We start from the raw sequence: 19,545 nt of genomic DNA, 5'->3' as shown, positions 1-19,545 counted from the left end.
CGGCGTCAGTCCTGGGGCCTGACGAATTCCCGCACGGGCCGCACCTCGATGGAGCCGCTGCGCGCGCTGGGAATGCGCGACGCGATGCCAATCGCCTCGTCGAGGTCCCTGGCCTCCACGAGAAAGAAGCCGCCCAGTTGCTCCCGCGTCTCCGCGAATGGGCCGTCGGTCGTCAGTCGCTTGCCGTCGCGGATGCGCACCGTGGTGGCCGCCGTCGTGGGCTCCAGCTCCTCGCCCGAGATGAAGTGCCCGCTCTGCTGGATGGCCGCCTCGAAGGTGCCGTACTCCCCCATCACGCGCTGGACGTCCGCCTCCGACATCGCCTCGGCGGCCTTCTCGTTCTCGTAGATCATCAGCAGGTACTTCATGGGTCCGTGCCTCACGGGTGAGCGGGAGAAGAGCCTCCCTGCTTCCGTGGTCGAACGAAACCGCCGTGAATCGACCGCCTTTTCACGGGGGATTTCTTTTCGGTTAACCGCCCCCAGCGCCCGCCGTCGATGGCGGCCGATTCACCCTGAGTCAGAGCAGACTCTCTCACTTCCAGTGAGACTCAAGCCCCATTTCAGAATTCGCGTGAACCTGTGTGTCCGTTTTCCCGGTGCCGGGGTCCTCTTCTCGCTTTTCGTTTCAATTCCGAGAATTCGCTCCGAGGTCCACCATGGCTAAGTTTCGCTCCATTGCGCTTCTGGCAGGCATCTCCGTCCTTGGCTCCGCGTGCGGCGCCCCTGAGTCCGAGACGCAGGATACGCAGCAGGTCTCGTTCGAGGAGTTCCGCGCCGGCGCGTATCAGGAGCCCGAGTCCGGTGGTTTCGTCGTCGACGGTGACATCTTCCTGCCGACGGAGTCGGAGCTGCGCGAGTTCTACGAGCAGTCCGTTGGCGGCATTGGAACGCAGCAGGGCGCGCTGGCCGTGTATTACAGCGGTGGACGCGACATCAAGTGGAGCGCCAGCCAGGCCCTCAACCTCACGTACTGCGTGAGCACCAAGTTCGGCGGCAACTACACGCGCGTGGTCAACGCGATGAAGAGCGCCGCGGCGGAGTGGGAGGCGGCCGCCAACGTCAAGTTCGTCCACGTCAGCGCTGAAGACTCGAAGTGCACGAACCGCAACAACAACGTCGTGTTCGACGTGAACCAGACGAACACGGCCCAGTACCTGGCGCGCGCCTTCTTCCCCAACAGCGCCCGCCGCAGCGCCAACGTCCTCATCTCGACCACGTCCTTCCAGAACATCGCGCCCTGGACGCTGGAGGGCGTGCTTCGCCACGAGCTGGGTCACGTGCTGGGCTTCCGCCACGAGCACACCCGCCTCACCAGCACCGGCTGCTACGAGGACAACGCCTGGCGCGCGCTGACGCCGTATGACTCCAGCTCCGTCATGCACTACCCGCAGTGCAGCGGCACCCAGACGGGTGACCTGGTGCTGACCAGCGACGACCGCAGCGGCGCCCGCGCGCTGTACCCGTAAGCCCCACGGTCTTCCGTCGGCCCCAAGGGCCACCGCCTTCATGGCGGTGGCCTTTTTCGTTTCACCAACGCCGCCTCGACACGCGCCCCGGTTGGCTGTCCGACACCTGGCGTGGGCGTCACCGCAAACCCCTGGCCCCCATGCGCCGCGGATGCCCTGAATGCACGGCACCCGCGGGGCGGTGAACGGCCGGGCCGTCCTCGGTGGAGGGAGCCTGCCTCCGGCCATCGAGGAGTCGCCATGAAGTACACGCAATTGGGCCGCTCGGGGCTCTCCGTCAGCCGGCTGTGCCTGGGCACCATGAACTTCGGTTGGACGGCCGAGGAGCCGGAGTCCCACGCCATCATGGATTCCGCGCTCGACCACGGCATCAACTTCTTCGACACCGCCAACGTCTACGGCTTCGGGGAGAACAAGGGCCGCACCGAGGAGGTCATCGGCAACTGGTTCGCCAAGGGCGGCCGGCGGCGCGAGCGCACCGTGCTCGCGACCAAGCTCTACGCGCCCATGGGGGACTGGCCCAACGAGGGCAAGCTGTCCGCGCTCAACATCCGCCGCGCGCTGGATGCCAGCTTGAAGCGGCTGCGCACGGACTACGTCGACCTCTATCAGTTCCACCACATCGACCGCGCCACGCCCTGGGAGGAGATCTGGCAGGCCATGGAGGTGGCCGTGGCGCAGGGCAAGGTGCTCTACGTCGGCAGCAGCAACTTCGCGGGCTGGCACATCGCCCAGGCCCAGGCCGTGGCGGCACGGCGCAACTTCACCGGACTGGTCAGCGAACAGTCGCTCTACAACCTGATGGCCCGCACCGTGGAGCTGGAGGTGCTGCCCTCCGCGCAGTTCCATGGCGTGGGCATCCTCCCCTGGTCTCCCCTCCAGGGCGGACTGCTGGGCGGCGTGCTCCGCAAGGAGCGCGAGGGCAAGCGCCGTCTGGAAGGACGCGCCAAGGAAGCCCTCCAGAAGCACCGCGACCGCATCGAGCGCTACGAGGCGCTCGCCGACGAGCTCGGGCATCAGCCCGGTGACGTCGCGCTGGCGTGGCTGCTGCACCAGCCCGCTGTCACCGCGCCCATCATCGGACCGCGAACGTCCGCCCAGCTCGATGCCGCGGTCCACGCGGCCGATGTCACACTTGATGCGAAAACATTGTCACGCCTGGATGACATCTTCCCGGGCCACAAGCCCGCCCCGGAGGACTACGCCTGGTGACGCACCGGGCGAGACATAAAAGGTTACAAATCCCTCTCAAACGGTCGGAAAAGACACCCAATCACCACGGAGTGTCACTATTGACGGCTGGGAATTCCTCTCATATTCCCAGCCGCGGTATCCCCCAACAGAAGAGAGGTTCTCATGAAGTCGATGGCTGGAATCTTCGTCATGGCGCTGGTGATGCTGACCTCCTGCGGGCCCGTGCCCACCGAGGAGCAGACCCAGGTAGGTAACGACGTCACCGCCGAGGACCACTTCCGCACGCAGGAGGCCGCGCTGACCGGTGACTGTTTCGTGCAGATCGAGTGCGAGGGTGGGAATATCAAGTCGTGCTACGGCACGGGCTTCGCCTGTTCGGCCAACAGCGCCAACGGCGGCACCGTGACCTGCAACGGCAACTCACAGAGCTGCAGGCCCATCATCCAGGAGCCCATCTGCAGCTGCCGGGCGGATGGCTGCTGCAATCAGCTGTGCGCCATCAGCGACCCGGACTGCCGCTTCGTCCCCGAAGAGCCGAAGTAGGCACGGACCTCCGGGTGCGGTCCTCCAAGGGCCGCCCCCGGATGCACCGCGGGAGCGCCAGCAACCGCGTTACTCAAAGCCCGGGCGCGTGACGTACTCGGCGTGGACGCGCTCGTAGGCTTCCCAGAAGTCCGGCGAGCGCTGTCCATTCAGCCGGTCGACCAGGAGGTCGAGGTGCGTATGCCAGCCGCCCGCCACGCTGCGCAGGGAGTCCCGGCCATCGAGTCGCACGTGGGTGACGGTCAGCAGAACGCCGTCCTCGCGCTCGGTCAGCTCGAAGCGGACCTCTGACGGGTCCCCGTGGTTCTCCGCCCACGTATAGGCAAACACGTGCGGCGGCTCACACGCCGTCACGCGCCCCACATTGACGTGGCCCTGTGCCATGTCCGCATGGCGCGACGGTGGGGCGCCGCCTTCCTCTGACAGCTCGGCGTGGCGGAACAGCAACTCCACCTTGCCACCGACCTTCGTCTCCGTGGGGCCGCCCGCGAGCCACAGCCGGCGCTTCTCCGGCTCGGTGAGATAGGCCCACACGCGCTCGATGGGGCCGGGCAGCAGGCGTTCGATACGGACGGTGTCGGAGGACAACAGGCGGGCGTGCGAGTCTCGTTTCATGGCGCCTTCGGTCATGCGTGGGGGTGGGGGGAACCGCGGCGTCAGACGAGGTGCCGCGCGTCCTCGGGGACATGGTCCGGAACGAGCGCGAGCGCGATGCCATGCTCCAGCCAGGCCTTGGCCCCGGCGAGGAGCAGGTTGAAGCCACCGGTGCTGTCCAGCGCTCGCGCCACGACGGCCTTGTCGTCACCCCGGAAGCCGGACTCGACGACGCGGACAAACGTGCGGTCCGGCGACAGCGCCGTGAAGGTCCACTCGACGAAGGTCATCGCCCCCGGGTCGCCCCACTCGATGCGCAGGCGGGCGCCGGGCTCGAAGTCCAACACGTTCACGGTGGCCGACACGCCATAGGTGTCCCAGAACCACTGCGCCGTGCCGCCGGGCTGGAGCCGCGCGCTGCCCCGGCTGAACCAGAACTTCGTGGTGATTGCGGGGTCCACGAAGGCCGCGAAGACGTCCGCCACGGGACGGCGAATCATCATCATCGCCGTGGCAACCGGCGCACCCTTGTCATTCCCTGTCGACGCCATGACGCACTCCCAATATTCATCCAGTTGGTTGAGTATTTCTGCAACCACCGCTCGATTGTCAACCGAATGGTGAAATTTCCACCGGGCCCGGGACGGCGTCCCCAGGCGCTTTCAACCGATGACGCGGAAGGCCGGCGGATCGATGCGCGTGGCGCGGCACTGGGGGCAGGCACCGGGCCGCGTGAAGCGCCTGCGGTCCTTGAAGGTGAAGCCACACGCCAGGCATGAGGCGGGCAACACCTCCAGGCGGGCGCCCTGGACCTTGAGGGATTTCTCCAGGTGCTCCAGGTGTCCGGCCACGTCCTTCTCGGAGATGCCCACCAGGGCGGAGAGGTCCTTCGCGGTGAGGCCGCTCTCCGGAGCGGACGTCAGCGCCGCCTCCAGCGCGCCGCGCACGGTGCTGCCGCGCGCTGGAGGAACAGGGGCACTCACGCGCCAATCGCCCCCGGGTCCGTCGCCAGCTCGCCGCCCAGGTGCATGCCCGTCTGGCACCGGTAGTCCGTCACCAGCGATGCGAGCACGGTCGTCACGCCCACCGCCACGTGGATGGCCGCGGCCAGCGGGCTGCGCTTCGCATAGCCCAGCACGAAGGGCGAGAGGATGGACGCGGCGCCAAAGGCATAGTCGGCGATTTCATGCGCTTCGATGGGGATGAGCTTGGTCAAGCTGATGCGGTAGTCCGTCAACAATGACACACCGAGGATGGTGGACCCCAGGGCAATGCCCGCGGACTTCGCCACGGCATCTCCGGACAACACCCCCGCCACCACCGAGGCCGTCCCGCCCTTGTAGTCCATGAGCGAGTGCAGGTCCTGGGGCACCCACCGGCGCAACGGCAGCCGTCCCAGGAGCGGACGGGAGATGATGCCAGCGGCGGCGCTCCGGTCCATGGCGCGGCGCACGCCCCGCCGGAAGCGCCCCTCCGGAGGCACCGGGGGCGGGACGAGTCTGGGGGTGGACGGGCTCAGGGTCTGCGGTTCAGCCATGTGGCGCTCCTTCCAGTCTTGCCGTCGTGAAGTCGCCACTACGGTAGGCACGCGGCCCGTGACGCATGGCGATGCGCGCCTCGCCTGCCCGGGCACCGAGGGTAGGAAGCCTGTCCACCCGCGAATTCCTGGCTGCTGGGGAACCAGGGGGGCTTCCACTCGGTGGCCCGCCCCGGGCAGACTATGGCTCGCAGTACAGCCCTTCAGTTTCTGAGAGGGCGATATCCGCGGCCACCCAGCCGCTTTGGAACGAAAGAACGCGATTCATGGCAACCGGTACCGTCAAGTGGTTCAACGATGCGAAGGGCTTTGGGTTCATCGTGCAGGACGGCGGCGGTGAGGACGTGTTCGTCCATCACAGCGCCATCAACATGGATGGCTTCCGCACCCTGCAGGAAGGCCAGAAGGTGGAGTTCGAAGTAGGCCGGGGCCCCAAGGGTCTGCAGGCGCAGAACGTTCGCGCGGCCTGAACGGCGGTCCGGCGAAGCCATGAAAGCCCGGTCTCGCGGATGGCGAGTCCGGGCTTTCTCTTTGCGGGCGCCCCCTGAGAGGCTGCGTGGCCCATGCGCCTGCCCCGCTTCCCGCGTGTCATCGGCTTCGACGACGGCCCCTTCGCGCGCCGCCCCGGCGCCGCCGTGCCCCTGGCGGGCGTGGTGTGTGGAGGCACGCGCTTCGAAGGACTCGTCTGGGGACGGGTGCGCCGCGACGGCTGGAACGCCACGCGGGAGGTGTGCCGGCTGCTGGAAGGCGGGAAGTTCCTCCCGCAGCTCCACCTGGTGCTGCTGGATGGCATTGCGTTCGGCGGCTTCAACGTCGTGGACCTGCCCCTGCTGGCCAGCCGGCTGAAGCGGCCGTGCGTGGCGGTGATGCGGCGGCCACCGGACCTGGACGCGGTGGAGCGCGCGCTGCGGCGTCTGCCTCGCGCGGACGCGCGCTGGGCGAAGCTGAAGCGCGCGGGCCCCATCCACCAATTGGGAGGCTTCACCTTCCAGGTGCAGGGCGCGGAGCCCGCCTGGGTGGCGGAGGCGCTGGCGCGCGTGACGGACCGCGGCCTCGTCCCCGAGCCCCTGCGGCTGGCGCACCTCATCGGCTCCGCCGTCGTCACCGGCCAGAGCAGTCAGCGCGCCTGAGCCTTTTCCAGACGGGCTTCACCTCCTGGCGGAGGATTGCGCCGTCACCACATGCGGGTGCCAGCGCGCGGAAACTTCCACCGGCGCCAGACAACCCAGACACGCTTGCACACTCTTCCAGCCATGAACCTGCCCTGGGGGGCCGCATGGAACCCCGTTTGTCTTCATGTTAATCTTTGCCTCGCGAGGAGGGCGCACGCATGTTCGAAGTCATCAATGACAAGAATCGCCGTACCGTCACCGTGCGGTTGAGTGGGTTCGTCAGGCCGAACGAGATGCGGGACTTCGCGAGCCGGTATCGTCACGAAACAGACTCCTACGGAGGAGGACGACACCTGGTGCTCGCGGACATGCGTGGGCTCAGGACCCTGGAGCCGGAGTCCGCCAGCCTCTTCGGAGAGGTGGTGGCCTACGGCCGGCAGATGGGCTGCGTCATGTGCGCGCACGTCTCGGATTCCACCATCGCCCGGCTGCAGACGGCGCGGGTGGCCTCGGCGGCGGCGGCGGACAACGACATCACGGTGGACTGCGTGTCGCTGGAGGAAGCGCACTCGCAGCTCGCCAAGGCGCGCTCGCGCTACTTCCTGGGCGCGGCTCCGGAAGACGCGGTGGAGCACGCGGCGCGCTGAGACACACCTCCAGGCTGGAGCAGGACGGCTCCAGCCCCTGGAATCCCAGCAGGCTCAGGCCTCGTGGCCGTTGCGCCACGTGAGCCGGTAGGTGACGCCTTCGTCGGTGAAGGCGCGCACCTGCACCTCGGCATGCGGCGCTCCCACGGCGCGCAGTCCCGCGCGTAGCGCGCCTTGCGTGAAGTAGCGGATGGCCCCGGCCTCGTTCATCCACAGGTCCACTTCGGTGGGGGACACGTCGTCCAGGCGTGTCTCCGTGTAGTTGTTCCCGGAGCGGAACATCTGCCGGGCCCGGCTCACGCACCGGCGGGGGCCCAGGAGCTGAATCACACCGAAGGCCGCGCGGCCCAGCACCGTCTCCCGGTAGCCGTCCACCATGCGCTCACCCAGCAGCGCGTAGCCCACGTCGTCGGGCACGTCCGGGTGCAGCTCGCGCGCGGCCACGCGCACGGCGAAGCACCATGTTTCAAAGGCGTAGGCGGGCTGCAGCTTGCGCTCCAGGTCCACGCCCACCTCCCGCAGCCGCTCGCGGAGCACAGGGGTGACGCGGGCACCCAGTCCCCGCACGAAGAGACCCTCCAAGGTGTGCTCGAAGACGAGCTTCTCCGGCATGTTCAGCAGTGTACCCTTCCTCCGCTAGGATGTGCGGCGAGGGGGTAGGAATTCCATGGGTCTGCAACGAGAGCTCGCCATCCTGGCCATGAAAGCCACGCCGCTGCCGGGGAAGAAGAACTTCCTGGCGGAGGCCGGTATCGCCACACCGGTGCCCGCCATCCGCGGGTCGATTGGCGCGGTGGCGCATGAACCCTTCATGGCCTTCGACACCAAGCGGCTGATGGACCTGCTGGTGGCCTTCACCATCGGAGACTTCCCGGAGCGGGCCGGTTGCTCCAACTACTTCAACCCGCACAGCCCCTGGTACAACGTCTTCTACGGTGCCTACGGCATCCGCTCGTACAAGCGGGATGGCAGCCCGTGGGGATTCACCCGCGACGGCCGCCCGGACCTGGACGAGATGCTGGAGATTCCGCGGCTCGACTACAACTTCCTCACGGCCGGAGAGCTGGGCTGCCCCGCCTCGAAGATGTGCTTCGAGGTGCTGGACGTGCGCCAGGGCCGTGAAGGCCCGTGGCACATGGCGGAGGTGAGCTGCATCATCCCCAGCGGACTGCACCGGGTGCAGGACGCGCAGGCGCCGGACCTCACGTACTACGCCGTGTTCGGCGTGCCAGAAGAGGACTACCTCGTGGGCGGCCGGGAGAGCTACGAGCCGGTCCGCATGCGCGGGCGAATGTACTTCCGCCCGGTGGCCGAGCGCCTCACGCTCGTCTGGGGCGGACTCTGCCCGGACACGCCCGACGGACAGCGGCTGATGGGCGCCATCGTGGATGCGATGGCGCCGCTGTACGCGGGGGGATGAACGCCCCCCGCGCCTGTGGACCTCAGGCCGCCTGACCGGGCCTGGGCTCCACCTGGTGCGGCGGCGCGGCGGCATCATCGCGCCGACGGCCGCGCTTGAAGCCCAGGCGCTCCATGCCGGCGAACACCACCGGCACCACCAGCAGCGTGAGGAAGGTGGAGGTGATGACGCCACCAATCACGGAGATGGCCATGGGTGCGCGGAACTCCGAACCCGTGCCCGTGCCCACCGCCGTGGGCACCATGGCGATGGCCATGGCCGCGCTCGTCATCAGGATGGGCCGCAGCCGGCGTGGGCCCGCCTTGAGCAGCGCTTCGTCCACCGTGTCACCTTCCCGCAGGTTCTGAAGCGCGCCGTCGATGAGCAGAATCGCGTTCTTCGTCACCAGGCCCATCAGCAGGATGATGCCAATCATGGCGCCCATGGACAGGTGGAAGCCTGTCACCACCAGTCCCAGCAGCGCGCCCACCAGGGCCAGTGGCAGCGACACCATGATGGTGAGCGGGTGCTTGTAGGACTCGAACTGGCTGGCGAGCACCATGTAGATGAAGATGAAGGCCAGACCGAACGCCGCGCCGAAGGCGTCGTTCTGCTCGTCCAGGTTCTTCATCTGCCCGTCGTAGATGAGCGCGTAGCCCGGTGGCAGCGGCTGGGCCGCCACGCGCGCCTTCAGCTCCCGGGCGATGTCGCCCAGCGCCGCGCCCGGGCCCAACTGCGAGTACACGGCGATTTGCCGCTCGCGGTTCTCATGCTCGATGAGGCTGGGGCCGTTCTTCATCTCCACCCGGGCCACGTCCGTCAGCGGGCGCAGGCCGCTGGGCGTGTACACCTCCAGTTGGCGCACGCGCTCCGGCGTGGCGCGGTCCTTCTCCGACAGGCGCACGCGGATGTCCGTCTCGGTGATGCCCTCGCGCAGCTTCGCCACCACGTCACCGCCAATGGCCAGCCGCAACTGCGTGGCCAGCGCGCCCGCGTGCAGGTCCACGTCGCTGGCGCGCGCGCGGTCGATGAGCACCTGCATCTCCGGCTTGGGCGGGTTGGACTCCACGCGCACGTCGGCGGTGCCCGGCAGCTCGCGGAGGATGCCCGCGACGCGCTCGGCCGCCTCGTTGACGCGCACCAGGTCCGGTCCGGTGATGCGCACCATGATGGGGTAGTAGTCGCCCATGCCCTCCAGGATGGGCGGGTCGCTCAGGTTCACCCGCGTGCCCACCAGCCCTGGCTCCAGCAGGGCGCGCGCGTCCTCCTTCAGCACCTGGATGCCCTTGGTGCGCGCGTCCTTGCCCACCGTCAGCACGCGCATGCGGGACTTGTTCACATCGCCGTCCTTGCCGACGATGGAGTAAACGTCCGTCACCTCCGGAAGCTGGCGCAGCAGCGCCTCCGCGTCGGCGGTGCGGGCCTCCGTCTCCCGGATGCTCGCCGAGTCCGGCAGCGTCAGGTCCACGAAGAACTGCGAGCGGTCCTCCGCGGGCATGAACTCCATGCCCAGGCGGCTGGCGCCTCCGAAGGACACCACCAGCAGCACCAACGTGAGGCCCACCGTCGTCCACTTGTGCGCCAGCACCCAGCGGAGGATGGACTCGTAGACGCGCTCGGTGCCGTCCAGGAAGCGGCGCAGCGCCGCGGCCACCGCGTTCTCCTGGCGGACCTCGCCCGGCACGCGCCGCTTCGCCAGCCGCGCCGACATCATCGGGTCCAGCGTGAAGGAGATGAACAGGGAAATCAGCACCGCCACGGAGATGGTGATGCCGAACTGCCGGAAGAACTGGCCGACGATGCCAGGCATGAAGGCCACCGGCACGAACACCGCCACCAGCGACAGCGTGGTGGCGAGCACCGCCAGGCCCACGTCCTTGGTGCCGTTGGACGCGGCGCTCTCCGGGTCTTCCCCCTTCTCCAGCCGGTGGGTAATCGCCTCGCGAACCACCACCGCGTCGTCGATGAGCAGACCGATGGCCAGCGACAGGCCTAGCAGCGTCATCTGGTTGAGCGTGTAGTCCAGCACGTACATCACGAAGAAGGTGCCCAGCACGGAGGTGGGCAGCGCCAGCGCCGAGATGAAGGTGCCGCGCACGTCCAGCAGGAAGATGAGGATGATGAGCACCGCCATCGCGCCACCGAAGATGAGCGCCACCCAGACCTCGTGCGCGTTCTCCTGGATGATGTCCGACTGGTTGATGAGCAGCGTGGCCTGGAAGCCATGCCCCACCACCGAGCCCATCTGCGCCATCACCTTCCGCACCGCCTCGCTCACCGCGACGGTGTTGGAGCCCGGCTGCTTGACGATTTCCAGGATGACGGCGTCCTGCCCGTTGAGCCGCGCCAGGGTGCGCCGCTCCGCCACGCCGTCCGTCACGCTGGCGATTTCGCCCAGCCGCACCTGCGCGCCCGTCGCGCTGCGCGCCACCGGCAGGTCGCGGATTTCATCCACGTTCTGGAACTGCCCCAGCGAGCGCACCGTCATCTCGGAGGCGCCCAGTTGGAGCCGGCCCGCGGGCAGGTCCAGGTTCTCCGACGCCACGCGCTGGGCGATGCCCAGCGGGGACACGCCCGCCGCGCGCGCCTTGTCCAAATCGATGTCGATTTGCACCTCGCGCGTATCTCCTCCCGTGACGCGCACCTCGGCGGCGCCTTCCAACTGCGCGAGTGCGGGCTTCACGCGGTCGTCGATGAGCCGGCGCAGCTCCTGCGAGGGCAGCTCCGCGGAGACGGCGTAGGTGAGGATGGGCGTGGCCCCCAGGTCCACGCGGCCGATGACGGGCGCGTCCGCGTCCTGAGGCAGGCGGCTGACGATGCCGGCGACCTTGTCGCGCACGTCCTGCACCGCGCGGTCCAGCGGGGCGGTCATCTTGAACTGCACCACCACGATGCCCACGTTCTCCCGGCTGTAGGAGTGAATCTTGTCCACGCCGCTGATGCCAGCGACGGCGTCTTCGATGGGCTTGATGACCTGCGTTTCGATTTCGCCCGGACCCGCCCCTTTGTAGACGGTGTTGATGACCACCACCGGGAAGGACACGTCCGGATAGAGGTCGGTGCCCAGGCGGCCCAGGCCCATGAGGCCGAGCACGACGAGGCACAGCGACAACATCGCGGTGAAGACGGGCCTGCGGATGGAGACGTCGCTGAGCAGCATGGGGAGGGCTCCCTACTTCACGGAGACGCGGGCGCCCTGCGACAGGCCCGGAGTGGGGTGGTCAACGACGGAGTCGAGCGGCGAGGACGCCAGCACCACCACCTCGCCCTGCTCGCGCCGCTCCAACACCCGCACGTCCACGCGGCGCACCTGACCGGACGCCACCACCCAGACATGGTCCCCATTGAGGGCCGACAACGCGGTGCCCGGCAGCACCTGGGCGTCCTGCGCCTGCCCCAGTGAAAGCACGGCCCGCGCCAGCGTGTGCGCCACGAAGCGGCCATCCGCGTTGGGGACGGCCAGCTCCACCGGAATGCGGCGCGTGGCGGGGTCCGCGGAGGGAAGGATGGTGCGCACCACCGCCTCGTCCGAGGACACGCGCGCGCCCACCGACTCCACGCGCACCTTGGCGCCGGGCTCCAGCTGCGAGCGCAGGGCCTCCGACACCGTCGTCTTCAAGAGCAGCGTGTCCAGGCGCTCCAGGTTGAACAGCGGCGTGCCCGGCGCCACCGTCGCGCCCGTCTGCTCCGGTGCGTCGATGATGGTGCCGTCGAAGGGCGCCCGCAGGTCGTGCCGGCGGCGGGACGCGCGCGCCTGGGCCAGCTGCGCCTTGGCGGCCATCCACTGCGCCTGCGCCTGCGCCGCATTGGCGCTGGCGGTGCGGTGGGCCACCTCGCTCACCCCGCCCTGCTGCTGGAGCTTCTCGTTGCGGGCGGCCACGTCGGCGGCCATGGTGGAGGCGGCCTCCGCGGCGGCCACCGCGGCCTCGGCCTGGGCCACCTGTGCGTCGGCGATCTCCGGGTCCAGCTGCGCCAGCACGTCGCCCTTCTTCACCCCCTGCCCCTTCTTCACCCGGACGACCGACAGGCGGCCCCCCACCTCGAAGCCCACCATCAATCCCTGCGCGGGAAACAGCGTCCCCGTCACCGACTCGCTCGGCGCGGCCCGCACCGTCCGCGCGGAGACGACCTTCACCGTGGGCACCACCTCCTGCGCCGGACCCTTGGCGGGCGGCGACGACGAGGCATCCGCCTTCTGGCATGCGGTCAGCGACAGCACGGCGGTGGCCATGCCCGCCGCGGCGAACACGCGGACAGCGGACGGCTTCAGGTTGGGTTTCACGAGCGTTTCCTCGGGGTCTTTCGGGGTTTCTCCGCGGCGGCCCGGGGCCGGCGCGCAACACGCTTGGACGGGGCGGGCAACGCCGGACGGGTGCCCTCCTGGCACAGCCGCTGGAGCGTGTTCGCCCACGCGTTCAGGTCCGGCTTCTCATCCAGCCGCGCCATCTGCGTGGAGAGCAGCAGGAAGGACCCGACGATGATGGAGGCGAAGATTCGCGCGTCCAACTCCGGGTCCATGGCGCCAGCCTCCTGCAGCCGCCGGAAGTCGTGGGAGATGCGCTCCACCTGGGCATCCGTCACGCGCCACAGCAGGGATTCGAACTCCGTGCCCTGGCTGCCGCTGGTGAGGACCAGGGACACGTCCCGGAACTCCCACACCCAGTCCAGGGCCTCCAGGTCGTGCTCTTTCTCCAGTTGGAGGAACCGCAGGTAGCGCTCGCTGCGCTCGATGCGGTCCTGCGCTCCCGGGATGCCGTGCGTCTGGAAGAAGCCCTCCATGCGCGCCATGCGACGCCCGTTCATCTCCATCAGCCCGGACTCGAACGCGCCCACCACCTCCCCGAACAGCGCCTCCTTGGACGGAAAGTGCAGGTAGAAGGCGCCCTTGGACAGCCCGCACGCGGCGGTGATGTCCTCGATGCGCGCGCCCTTCAGCCCCCGGCGAGCGAACTCCCGCCGGGCCGCGGACACCAGCGCACTCCGAGCGTGAGGGTCGGCGGGACGGGCCATGCTGGCCGGATTCCTAACCCGCCGGTCATTAACCACGCAAGGTTTCTGAACACCGGGTCAGTAACCCAGGAGCTGCGACTGTGGGTGCGTTCCGCCGCTCAGGTCCGCGTCAGCGCGGTGCACAGCGGGCACGCCGAGGGCCCGTGGGGGACATCGCGGCGGTGCAGGTCCAGCACGGCGCGGGAGATGTCCGCCAGCTCCCGGCGCACCTCCCGCCGGGCACCCTTTACCCGGGCGATGCGCATGTCGTCGTAGCTCGTGGTCTGATGTCGCATCCACGCGATGACGGCGGCCTCGGCGCGGCGCTCCAGGGGGATGCGCTCCGTGCGGGCCACGGTGCCGCTGCCCACGGGGGTGGCATGGGCCGCGACGAGCACCGCCATGCGCTTGGCGTGCGGCAGCCACGCCGGGGAGAAGGCGAGGAAGCGCAGCACGGCGTTGGCGAAGTCGACCTCGTAGGCCTCCTGCTCGCGGGCGCGGCGCTCGCGTCCTGCGGCCAGCTTCTTCTCGTAGGCGGGGGTGGCGCGCTCGGCCTCGAGGGCGGCGCGGGCGTGGAGGATGTGCGCTTCCGGCGCCCACACGCCCCGGGAGAAGAGCTTGCGGCCCACCTTCTCCGCCACGGTCCAGGAGGGCCCCGCCGCCTTCACGCGGCGGGTGAGCCCGGCGTCACCGGGGGGAAGCAGGGCCCAGCCGTCCGGCACGGTGAGCACGCGGCCATCCGGCGCGCGCACGCGGCGAGGGTCCGAAGTCGGCGCGAAGGTCAGGGATTCAGGCATGGTGAAGTCCGAGGTCGGGGGCGGCCACATAGCATGGGTGCCTCCAACCCTGGTAAATGGCCCCCTCGCGTCGGCGGTTGCCTGGCGCGGGAGGTCCTCAACGCGTGGGAAGTGCCGGCATGTCCCTCCTCAGGCTCACGTTCCTCGGTACATCCGCCGCGCAGCCCACGCTGCACCGGAACCTGTCCGGACTCGCGGTGAAGGCGCACTCGGACCTGCTGCTCTTCGACTGCGGCGAGGGCAGCCAGCGGCAGATGGTGCGCTACGGCACCGGCTTCACCGTGGACGCGGTGTTCTTCACGCATTTCCACGCGGACCACTACCTGGGCATCATCGGCTTCCTGCGCACGCTGGGCATGACGGGGCGCTCCGAGCCCATCCACCTGTACGGCCCGCCCTCCGCGAAGCGCCTGCTCCACCAGGCCGTCCACCTGGGCGTGGAGTCCATGTCCTTCCCAGTGGAGATTCACGAACTGAAGGACGGTGACGTGGTGCCACGCAAGGGCTACGCGGTCCACGCGGTGGGCGTGGACCACCGCATCAACGCCCTGGGCTACGCGCTGGTGGAGGACGACCGGCCCGGGCGCTTCAACCTGGACGTGGCGCGCTCACTGGGCGTGCCAGAGGGCCCCAGCTTCGGAAAGCTCCAGCGGGGCGAGCCGGTGACGCTGGAGGACGGGCGGACGGTGAAGCCGGAGGACGTGCTCGGCGCGCCACGCCCGGGGCGCCGGCTGGTCATCTCCGGGGACACGCGCCCGTGCCCGGCGCTGGTGAAGGCCGCGAAGGACGCGGACCTGCTGGTCCACGAGTCCACCTTCTCCGACGACGAACAGGAGCGGGCCGTGGAGACCCGGCACTCCACCGCGCGGGAAGCGGCGCGTGTGGCGCGCGAGGCGGGAGCACGGCGGCTGGTGCTCACCCACCTCTCCAGCCGGCACGACACCGACCCCTCGAAGCTGCTCACGCAGGCGCGTGAGGAGTACCAGGGGCCGGTGGAGGTGGCCTTCGACGGGTTCACCGTCGAATTGCCACTCCGGGACTGAGGCTACTGAATCTTCTCGGACTCGGCGCGCAGGGCCGACGCGGACTCGGCGTCCACGCGCTGGACCAGCTCCCACTCCAGCGCCTCGTCCCGGGTGATGTTGCCGCCGTCGGCGCGCACGGCGGGCTCGGAGACGTCAGGCGCGCGGCCGGAGGTGTTGGCGGCGCCCGCGGACTGCGTGACGAGCTGCCGGGTGAACTCCACCGAGGACTGGCCCGGGCCCTTCTCGATGCCGCGCACCAGGTAACGCACCTGGGTGGTGCCCAGCGACGACGGGGCACCCTGCATCAACCACTCGGTGGTGGCCTCGAAGCCGCTCTGGCCCGTCTTGAAGGAGTAGCCCTTCTCCTTCAGCAGGGCGAGCGCCTGCGGATACACCTCCGCCACGGGCTTGCGGTAGACGTGGTTGCGCGCCTTCTCCAGCAGGAAGGCTTCGCGGCGGCGGCCGGCGCAACCAGTGGTGGTGAGGGACAGCGCAGCGACCACGAGGAGCGCGGCGGCGCCGCGCGACAGCATCGACAGGTTCATTTCTCAGGACTCCACGGGAGTGTGAGGCGGCTCAACATCCCTCAACCTTCTTCCCACCGCCAAGTCTCCCCGGGGATGGTTTCCCTGGGCAAGCATCCCACCCGCTCCGTCCGTATGGGTGCCCATGCGTCCAGCGCCGCACATCCAGGCCCCCTCCGCCGCCGCCCCCGGCCAGGGGAACGCGCATGATGGGGCCCCCACATGATTCCCATCAGCGACGACAACCCCACCCTCCGCACTCCCGTCGTGACGTACCTGCTGCTCGGCACCATCGGCTTCGTCTGGGTCTTCATCCAGGGCGCGGGCCTGGACGCCTACCGGCTGGCCGCCAGCGTCTGCAACCTGGGCATGGTGCCCGGCGAGCTGACGGGCAAGGCGGCGCTGGGACTCCCCGTTCCCCTGGGAGATGGGCTGGCGTGCGTGGTGGACAACGAGCCCATCAATCTCCTCACCCCCATCACCTCCATGTTCCTGCACGGCGGCTGGGGACACCTGTTGGGCAACTGCCTCTTCTTCTGGGTCTTCGGCAACAACGTCGAGGACAGCATGGGCCGCCTGCGCTTCGTGGTGTTCTACCTGCTGTGCGGACTGGCCGCGGCGGCGGCGCACCTGCTGGTGGACCCGGGCTCGCCGGTGCCCACGGTGGGCGCGTCCGGCGCCATCTCCGGCGTCATGGGCGCGTACCTGCTGCTCTATCCACGGGTGCGGGTGAACATGCTGTTCATCATCGTCATCTTCATCCGCGTCTTCCCCGTGCCCGCGTGGGCGGTGCTGCTGTGGTGGTTCGGCGTGCAGCTCTTCAGCGGCCTGCCCCAGCTCAACACGGTCAGCGCGGAGGCGTCCGGCGGCGTCGCCTTCTGGGCGCACATCGGTGGCTTCGTGGCGGGCATGGCGCTCATCAAGCTGTTCCAGAACACGCGCTACACGAACCAGCGCACGTCGATGCGCCACCGGCTCCATCCCAACCATCCGTGATGGGGCTCTGACTTTTTCCGCATCTGTGAATTGCCAGACTTCGGGAACCACTGCGTATCCAGGCTGCTGGGGCCAGACACCTGAAGGAAGCGCAGATGCGGATGAGCAAGACGAAGCGACAGACGCTGGGGCTGACGATGGGCGCGGTGCTCGCGCTCACGGCCTGCGGTACGGAGCCCATGGAGCCGTCGCAGACGCCCGTGGAGACGGACGCGGTGGAGAGCGTGGACGCGCAGGCGGCGGACGCGAAGCCGGTGGACATCATCGCGCTGGAGAAGCAGCTGCAGGAGACCGGCCTGGCGCCGCCGGCGCAGTGCAATGACCCATCCTGTGAGGGCGGCGGTGGTGGCGGTGAGCCCGACCCCGACTGGCCCTACTACACGCTGTTCTGGCGGGCGAACCTGCTGTCCCTGAAGTGCATCACCACGTCGGACATCGACGGCAACGACGAGGCCTGGCTGGAGGCAGAGGTCACCGGCGACAATCAGTCCGAGGTCATCTGGAACGACGATTACATGACGCCGAACAAGCGGGTGGAGTGGAGCCCCCTGAACTCCTATCCGCCGCCGCTGCAGTTCACGACGCAAACGGTGGGCGCGGGCGGCAAGCTGGTGGCGCTCTGGGACAAGAGCATGCACATCTTCGATGTGCAGGAGCAGATTGGCTGGACCACGCTGCGTGGCCAGACGGGCACCTTCACCTCGATTCTCGAAGGCCACGGCGGCAAGTACGAGCTGACCTACCAGGTGGAGTCCACGGGCTGCTCGCCGCGCTCGCAGCCCTGCCCCACCAACCTGTAACCGTGCAGTGACGTCAACACGCCTGGAGGGGGACGCCCATGCTTGGCCTCCCCTTCCAGGTGCGCCAGAGTGTCGCGCCGGACGCGCCAGGAATTGGCGCGGGCTTCCAGACAGGTGCCAGACATGACGCTACGACGACTCGGTGGTGGACTCCTCGGGGCGGTACTCCTTCTGACAAGCCTTTCGGGCTGCACCCGGCGCGTGCCGCCCGTGGATGACAACCCGGTCCCCGTGCCGGAGCCCACCGCCACCACGACGGTGTACGTGGCCGAGCGCATCCGGACGCTGGACCCGGCGAAGCCCCAGGTGCAGGCGCTCGCGGTGAAGGACGGCAAGGTGCTGGCCACCGGCACCAGGGACGAGGTGCTCGCCGCCGCCGGCAAGGACGCGCGCGTGGTGGACCTGGGCGGCGCCACGGTGGTGCCGGGCCTCACCGACGCGCACGGGCACCTGGCGGGCCTGGGCCGCGGCCTGGTGACGGTGGACCTGCAGGGCGTGGACACCAAGGAGGAGGCCCTGGAGCGGCTTACCTTGGCGCCCTCCTCCGCGTTCCAGGGCGAGTGGCTGCTGGGCCGCGGCTGGGACCAGAACGACTGGCCGGAGAAGACCTTCCCGTCGCGCGCCGACCTGGACAAGCGCTTTCCCTTGCGGCCGGTGGCGCTGAGCCGCGTGGACGGACACGCGCTGTGGGTCAACGGCGAGGCGCTGCGCCGCGCGGGCATCACCCGTGACACGAAGGACCCGGCGGGCGGGCGCATCCTCCGGGGTGAGGGCGGAGAGCCCACCGGCATCCTGGTGGACAACGCCATGGAGCTGGTGGAGTCCGTGCTGCCCCCCGCCACGGACGCGCAGCACGCGGCGCAGTTGACCGCGGCGCTCCAGCGCGGCGCGCAAGTGGGCCTCACCGGTGTCCACGACGCGGGCATGGACCTGCGCACCTTCCGCCTGCTCCAGCGCTGGGACAAGGAAGGCAAGCTGCCGCTGCGCGTCTACGCCATGGCGGATGGACAGACGGGCGACCGGGAGACGTACCTGAAGGACGGCCCCTATGAGGGGCGCATGCTCACGATGCGCGCGGTGAAGCTCACCCTGGATGGCGCGCTGGGCAGCCGGGGCGCGGCGCTGCACCAGGACTACAGCGACGAACCCGGGCACCGCGGCCTGCTGCTGCTGTCCCCCGAGGAGTACGAAGCGCGCGTGCGTGCCTTCATGGCGCGGGGCTTCCAGGTGTGCACGCATGCGATTGGAGACCGGGCCAACACGGTGGTGCTGGACGTGCTCGCGCGCGCGGCCGAGGCCACCGGCACGCTCCAGTCCGGCCGGCACCGCGTGGAGCACGCGCAAATCATGCGCCCCGAGGATATCGAACGGCTGGGCCGCAGCGGCTTCGTCGCAAGCGTGCAGCCCACGCACGCCACGAGCGACATGCCGTGGGCGGAGGCCCGCGTGGGAGCGGAGCGCATCCGCGGGGCCTACGCGTGGCAGCGGCTGAAGGCGTCCGGCGCGGTGCTGGCGCTGGGCAGCGACTTCCCCGTGGAGCGGCCCAACGTGCTGGCGGGCCTGTACGCGGCGCGCACGCGCCAGGACCTCCGGGGCCTGCCGGAAGGCGGCTGGTACGGGGAGCAGCGGCTGAGCGGACAGGAGGCGCTGGAGGGCTTCACCGTGGGCGCGGCGCACGCGTCCTTCGCCGAAGCCCGGCGTGGCCGGCTCCAGCCCGGCATGGACGCGGACTTCGTGGCCCTGTCAGTGGACCCGGTGGACGGGCCCGTCACCGCGCTGCCCGGCGCCGAGGTGCGGCTGACGGTGGTGGCCGGCGTGGAGGTCTACCGCGCCTTCCAGCGCTGAGCGCTCAGGACAGTCGGGGAATCCAGGGCGCAACGTGGCTGTCGCGGGGAATTGGCGTGTACTGCTATTTCCGCC

Annotated in this window: 22 protein-coding genes; 11 read left to right on the top strand and 11 right to left on the bottom strand. The window is 69.3% G+C overall.

Annotated features, from left to right (window positions below; genetic code table 11):
* Positions 1-5: 5 nt before the first annotated feature.
* The gene (locus FL344_RS06260) at positions 6-368 is read right to left on the bottom strand and encodes a YciI family protein (protein WP_194858468.1); all 363 of its coding nucleotides are present in this window, start codon (positions 366-368) and stop codon (positions 6-8) included.
* A gap of 290 nt (positions 369-658) precedes the next feature.
* Here FL344_RS06260 and FL344_RS06255 point away from each other — a divergent pair, with 290 nt between their 5' ends.
* From FL344_RS06255 to FL344_RS06245, 3 genes are all read left to right on the top strand, one after another.
* Entirely contained in the window at positions 659-1,468 is an 810-nt protein-coding gene (locus tag FL344_RS06255; protein WP_141617875.1) for a M57 family metalloprotease, read from the top strand.
* A gap of 240 nt (positions 1,469-1,708) precedes the next feature.
* Positions 1,709-2,680 carry an aldo/keto reductase gene (locus tag FL344_RS06250; protein WP_141591784.1) on the top strand — a complete coding sequence of 324 codons (972 nt, stop codon included), beginning with the start codon at positions 1,709-1,711 and terminating at the stop codon, positions 2,678-2,680.
* A gap of 144 nt (positions 2,681-2,824) precedes the next feature.
* Positions 2,825-3,205: a hypothetical protein gene (locus FL344_RS06245; RefSeq protein ID WP_141617874.1), complete on the top strand. Its 381-nt coding sequence runs from the start codon at positions 2,825-2,827 to the stop codon at positions 3,203-3,205.
* A gap of 69 nt (positions 3,206-3,274) precedes the next feature.
* On the opposite strand, the gene FL344_RS06240 is transcribed toward FL344_RS06245, so the two are convergent.
* From FL344_RS06240 to FL344_RS06225, 4 genes are all read right to left on the bottom strand, one after another.
* Positions 3,275-3,820 (bottom strand): SRPBCC family protein, encoded by a 546-nt coding sequence (locus tag FL344_RS06240; RefSeq protein WP_228564820.1) that lies wholly within the window; start codon positions 3,818-3,820, stop codon positions 3,275-3,277.
* Positions 3,821-3,861: 41 nt separating this feature from the next.
* The gene (locus FL344_RS06235) at positions 3,862-4,350 is read right to left on the bottom strand and encodes an SRPBCC family protein (RefSeq protein ID WP_141617872.1); all 489 of its coding nucleotides are present in this window, start codon (positions 4,348-4,350) and stop codon (positions 3,862-3,864) included.
* Positions 4,351-4,461: 111 nt separating this feature from the next.
* Positions 4,462-4,782, bottom strand: a complete 321-nt coding sequence (locus FL344_RS06230; protein ID WP_011550804.1) for a transcriptional regulator — start codon at positions 4,780-4,782, stop codon at positions 4,462-4,464.
* Positions 4,779-5,336, bottom strand: coding sequence for a hypothetical protein (locus tag FL344_RS06225; RefSeq protein WP_228558119.1), 558 nt, complete (start codon positions 5,334-5,336; stop codon positions 4,779-4,781). The genes FL344_RS06230 and FL344_RS06225 overlap by 4 nt, the downstream gene beginning before the upstream one ends.
* A 266-nt stretch (positions 5,337-5,602) precedes the next feature.
* On the opposite strand from FL344_RS06225, the gene FL344_RS06220 reads away from it, so the two are divergent.
* From FL344_RS06220 to FL344_RS06210, 3 genes are all read left to right on the top strand, one after another.
* Positions 5,603-5,806, top strand: coding sequence for a cold-shock protein (locus tag FL344_RS06220; RefSeq protein WP_002635980.1), 204 nt, complete (start codon positions 5,603-5,605; stop codon positions 5,804-5,806).
* 93 nt (positions 5,807-5,899) lie between these two features.
* Positions 5,900-6,466, top strand: a complete 567-nt coding sequence (locus tag FL344_RS06215) for a DUF99 family protein (RefSeq protein WP_141617871.1) — start codon at positions 5,900-5,902, stop codon at positions 6,464-6,466.
* Positions 6,467-6,666: 200 nt separating this feature from the next.
* A complete protein-coding gene (locus FL344_RS06210) occupies positions 6,667-7,095 on the top strand; it encodes a hypothetical protein (protein WP_186817974.1) in 429 nt (142 codons plus the stop codon).
* A 54-nt stretch (positions 7,096-7,149) separates the two neighbouring features.
* Here FL344_RS06210 and FL344_RS06205 read toward each other — a convergent pair whose 3' ends face one another.
* The gene (locus FL344_RS06205) at positions 7,150-7,707 is read right to left on the bottom strand and encodes a DUF2378 family protein (protein ID WP_141591779.1); all 558 of its coding nucleotides are present in this window, start codon (positions 7,705-7,707) and stop codon (positions 7,150-7,152) included.
* A gap of 55 nt (positions 7,708-7,762) precedes the next feature.
* Between FL344_RS06205 and FL344_RS06200 the strand changes: the two genes are divergently transcribed.
* On the top strand, positions 7,763-8,515 hold the full coding sequence (locus FL344_RS06200; protein ID WP_141617870.1) for a hypothetical protein: 753 nt from the start codon (positions 7,763-7,765) through the stop codon (positions 8,513-8,515).
* Positions 8,516-8,537: 22 nt separating this feature from the next.
* Here FL344_RS06200 and FL344_RS06195 read toward each other — a convergent pair whose 3' ends face one another.
* The 4 genes from FL344_RS06195 to FL344_RS06180 all read right to left on the bottom strand — a co-directional run bounded on the left by FL344_RS06195 (position 8,538) and on the right by FL344_RS06180 (position 14,280).
* On the bottom strand, positions 8,538-11,654 hold the full coding sequence (locus FL344_RS06195) for an efflux RND transporter permease subunit (RefSeq protein ID WP_141617869.1): 3,117 nt from the start codon (positions 11,652-11,654) through the stop codon (positions 8,538-8,540).
* Positions 11,655-11,666: 12 nt separating this feature from the next.
* A complete protein-coding gene (locus FL344_RS06190; protein ID WP_141617868.1) occupies positions 11,667-12,776 on the bottom strand; it encodes an efflux RND transporter periplasmic adaptor subunit in 1,110 nt (369 codons plus the stop codon).
* A complete protein-coding gene (locus tag FL344_RS06185) occupies positions 12,773-13,504 on the bottom strand; it encodes a TetR/AcrR family transcriptional regulator (RefSeq protein WP_228558118.1) in 732 nt (243 codons plus the stop codon). The genes FL344_RS06190 and FL344_RS06185 overlap by 4 nt, the downstream gene beginning before the upstream one ends.
* Before the next feature lie 98 nt (positions 13,505-13,602).
* The gene (locus FL344_RS06180; RefSeq protein ID WP_194863011.1) at positions 13,603-14,280 is read right to left on the bottom strand and encodes a DUF2293 domain-containing protein; all 678 of its coding nucleotides are present in this window, start codon (positions 14,278-14,280) and stop codon (positions 13,603-13,605) included.
* A gap of 119 nt (positions 14,281-14,399) precedes the next feature.
* Here FL344_RS06180 and rnz point away from each other — a divergent pair, with 119 nt between their 5' ends.
* Positions 14,400-15,323 (top strand): ribonuclease Z, encoded by a 924-nt coding sequence (gene rnz / locus FL344_RS06175; protein ID WP_011550794.1) that lies wholly within the window; start codon positions 14,400-14,402, stop codon positions 15,321-15,323.
* 2 nt (positions 15,324-15,325) lie between these two features.
* Here the strand turns inward: rnz and FL344_RS06170 are convergent, their stop codons facing one another.
* Positions 15,326-15,850: a hypothetical protein gene (locus FL344_RS06170; RefSeq protein WP_141591773.1), complete on the bottom strand. Its 525-nt coding sequence runs from the start codon at positions 15,848-15,850 to the stop codon at positions 15,326-15,328.
* Between the two features lie 201 nt (positions 15,851-16,051).
* On the opposite strand from FL344_RS06170, the gene FL344_RS06165 reads away from it, so the two are divergent.
* From FL344_RS06165 to FL344_RS06155, 3 genes are all read left to right on the top strand, one after another.
* Positions 16,052-16,825, top strand: coding sequence for a rhomboid family intramembrane serine protease (locus tag FL344_RS06165; RefSeq protein WP_090486063.1), 774 nt, complete (start codon positions 16,052-16,054; stop codon positions 16,823-16,825).
* Between the two features lie 101 nt (positions 16,826-16,926).
* Positions 16,927-17,625: a hypothetical protein gene (locus FL344_RS06160; RefSeq protein WP_228564819.1), complete on the top strand. Its 699-nt coding sequence runs from the start codon at positions 16,927-16,929 to the stop codon at positions 17,623-17,625.
* A gap of 42 nt (positions 17,626-17,667) precedes the next feature.
* Complete coding sequence (locus tag FL344_RS06155; RefSeq protein ID WP_141591771.1) at positions 17,668-19,470, top strand: amidohydrolase; 1,803 nt, start codon at positions 17,668-17,670, stop codon at positions 19,468-19,470.
* Positions 19,471-19,545: the final 75 nt, after the last annotated feature.

It is taken from the genome of Myxococcus sp. AB036A (genome assembly GCF_006547355.1).
Classification (GTDB): domain Bacteria; phylum Myxococcota; class Myxococcia; order Myxococcales; family Myxococcaceae; genus Myxococcus; species Myxococcus virescens.
This window is presented reverse-complemented; position numbering and strand designations above follow the sequence as displayed.

What these genes read in the sequence shown, in the direction of transcription:
- FL344_RS06260 (WP_194858468.1), bottom strand. Translation starts at nt 368, where the DNA reads ATGAAGTACCTGCTGATGATCTACGAGAACGAGAAGGCCGCCGAGGCG.
- FL344_RS06255 (WP_141617875.1), top strand. Translation starts at nt 659, where the DNA reads ATGGCTAAGTTTCGCTCCATTGCGCTTCTGGCAGGCATCTCCGTCCTT.
- FL344_RS06250 (WP_141591784.1), top strand. Translation starts at nt 1,709, where the DNA reads ATGAAGTACACGCAATTGGGCCGCTCGGGGCTCTCCGTCAGCCGGCTG.
- FL344_RS06245 (WP_141617874.1), top strand. Translation starts at nt 2,825, where the DNA reads ATGAAGTCGATGGCTGGAATCTTCGTCATGGCGCTGGTGATGCTGACC.
- FL344_RS06240 (WP_228564820.1), bottom strand. Translation starts at nt 3,820, where the DNA reads ATGAAACGAGACTCGCACGCCCGCCTGTTGTCCTCCGACACCGTCCGT.
- FL344_RS06235 (WP_141617872.1), bottom strand. Translation starts at nt 4,350, where the DNA reads ATGGCGTCGACAGGGAATGACAAGGGTGCGCCGGTTGCCACGGCGATG.
- FL344_RS06225 (WP_228558119.1), bottom strand. Translation starts at nt 5,336, where the DNA reads ATGGCTGAACCGCAGACCCTGAGCCCGTCCACCCCCAGACTCGTCCCG.
- FL344_RS06220 (WP_002635980.1), top strand. Translation starts at nt 5,603, where the DNA reads ATGGCAACCGGTACCGTCAAGTGGTTCAACGATGCGAAGGGCTTTGGG.
- FL344_RS06215 (WP_141617871.1), top strand. Translation starts at nt 5,900, where the DNA reads ATGCGCCTGCCCCGCTTCCCGCGTGTCATCGGCTTCGACGACGGCCCC.
- FL344_RS06210 (WP_186817974.1), top strand. Translation starts at nt 6,667, where the DNA reads ATGTTCGAAGTCATCAATGACAAGAATCGCCGTACCGTCACCGTGCGG.
- FL344_RS06205 (WP_141591779.1), bottom strand. Translation starts at nt 7,707, where the DNA reads ATGCCGGAGAAGCTCGTCTTCGAGCACACCTTGGAGGGTCTCTTCGTG.
- FL344_RS06200 (WP_141617870.1), top strand. Translation starts at nt 7,763, where the DNA reads ATGGGTCTGCAACGAGAGCTCGCCATCCTGGCCATGAAAGCCACGCCG.
- FL344_RS06195 (WP_141617869.1), bottom strand. Translation starts at nt 11,654, where the DNA reads ATGCTGCTCAGCGACGTCTCCATCCGCAGGCCCGTCTTCACCGCGATG.
- FL344_RS06185 (WP_228558118.1), bottom strand. Translation starts at nt 13,504, where the DNA reads ATGGCCCGTCCCGCCGACCCTCACGCTCGGAGTGCGCTGGTGTCCGCG.
- FL344_RS06180 (WP_194863011.1), bottom strand. Translation starts at nt 14,280, where the DNA reads ATGCCTGAATCCCTGACCTTCGCGCCGACTTCGGACCCTCGCCGCGTG.
- rnz (WP_011550794.1), top strand. Translation starts at nt 14,400, where the DNA reads ATGTCCCTCCTCAGGCTCACGTTCCTCGGTACATCCGCCGCGCAGCCC.
- FL344_RS06170 (WP_141591773.1), bottom strand. Translation starts at nt 15,850, where the DNA reads ATGAACCTGTCGATGCTGTCGCGCGGCGCCGCCGCGCTCCTCGTGGTC.
- FL344_RS06165 (WP_090486063.1), top strand. Translation starts at nt 16,052, where the DNA reads ATGATTCCCATCAGCGACGACAACCCCACCCTCCGCACTCCCGTCGTG.
- FL344_RS06160 (WP_228564819.1), top strand. Translation starts at nt 16,927, where the DNA reads ATGAGCAAGACGAAGCGACAGACGCTGGGGCTGACGATGGGCGCGGTG.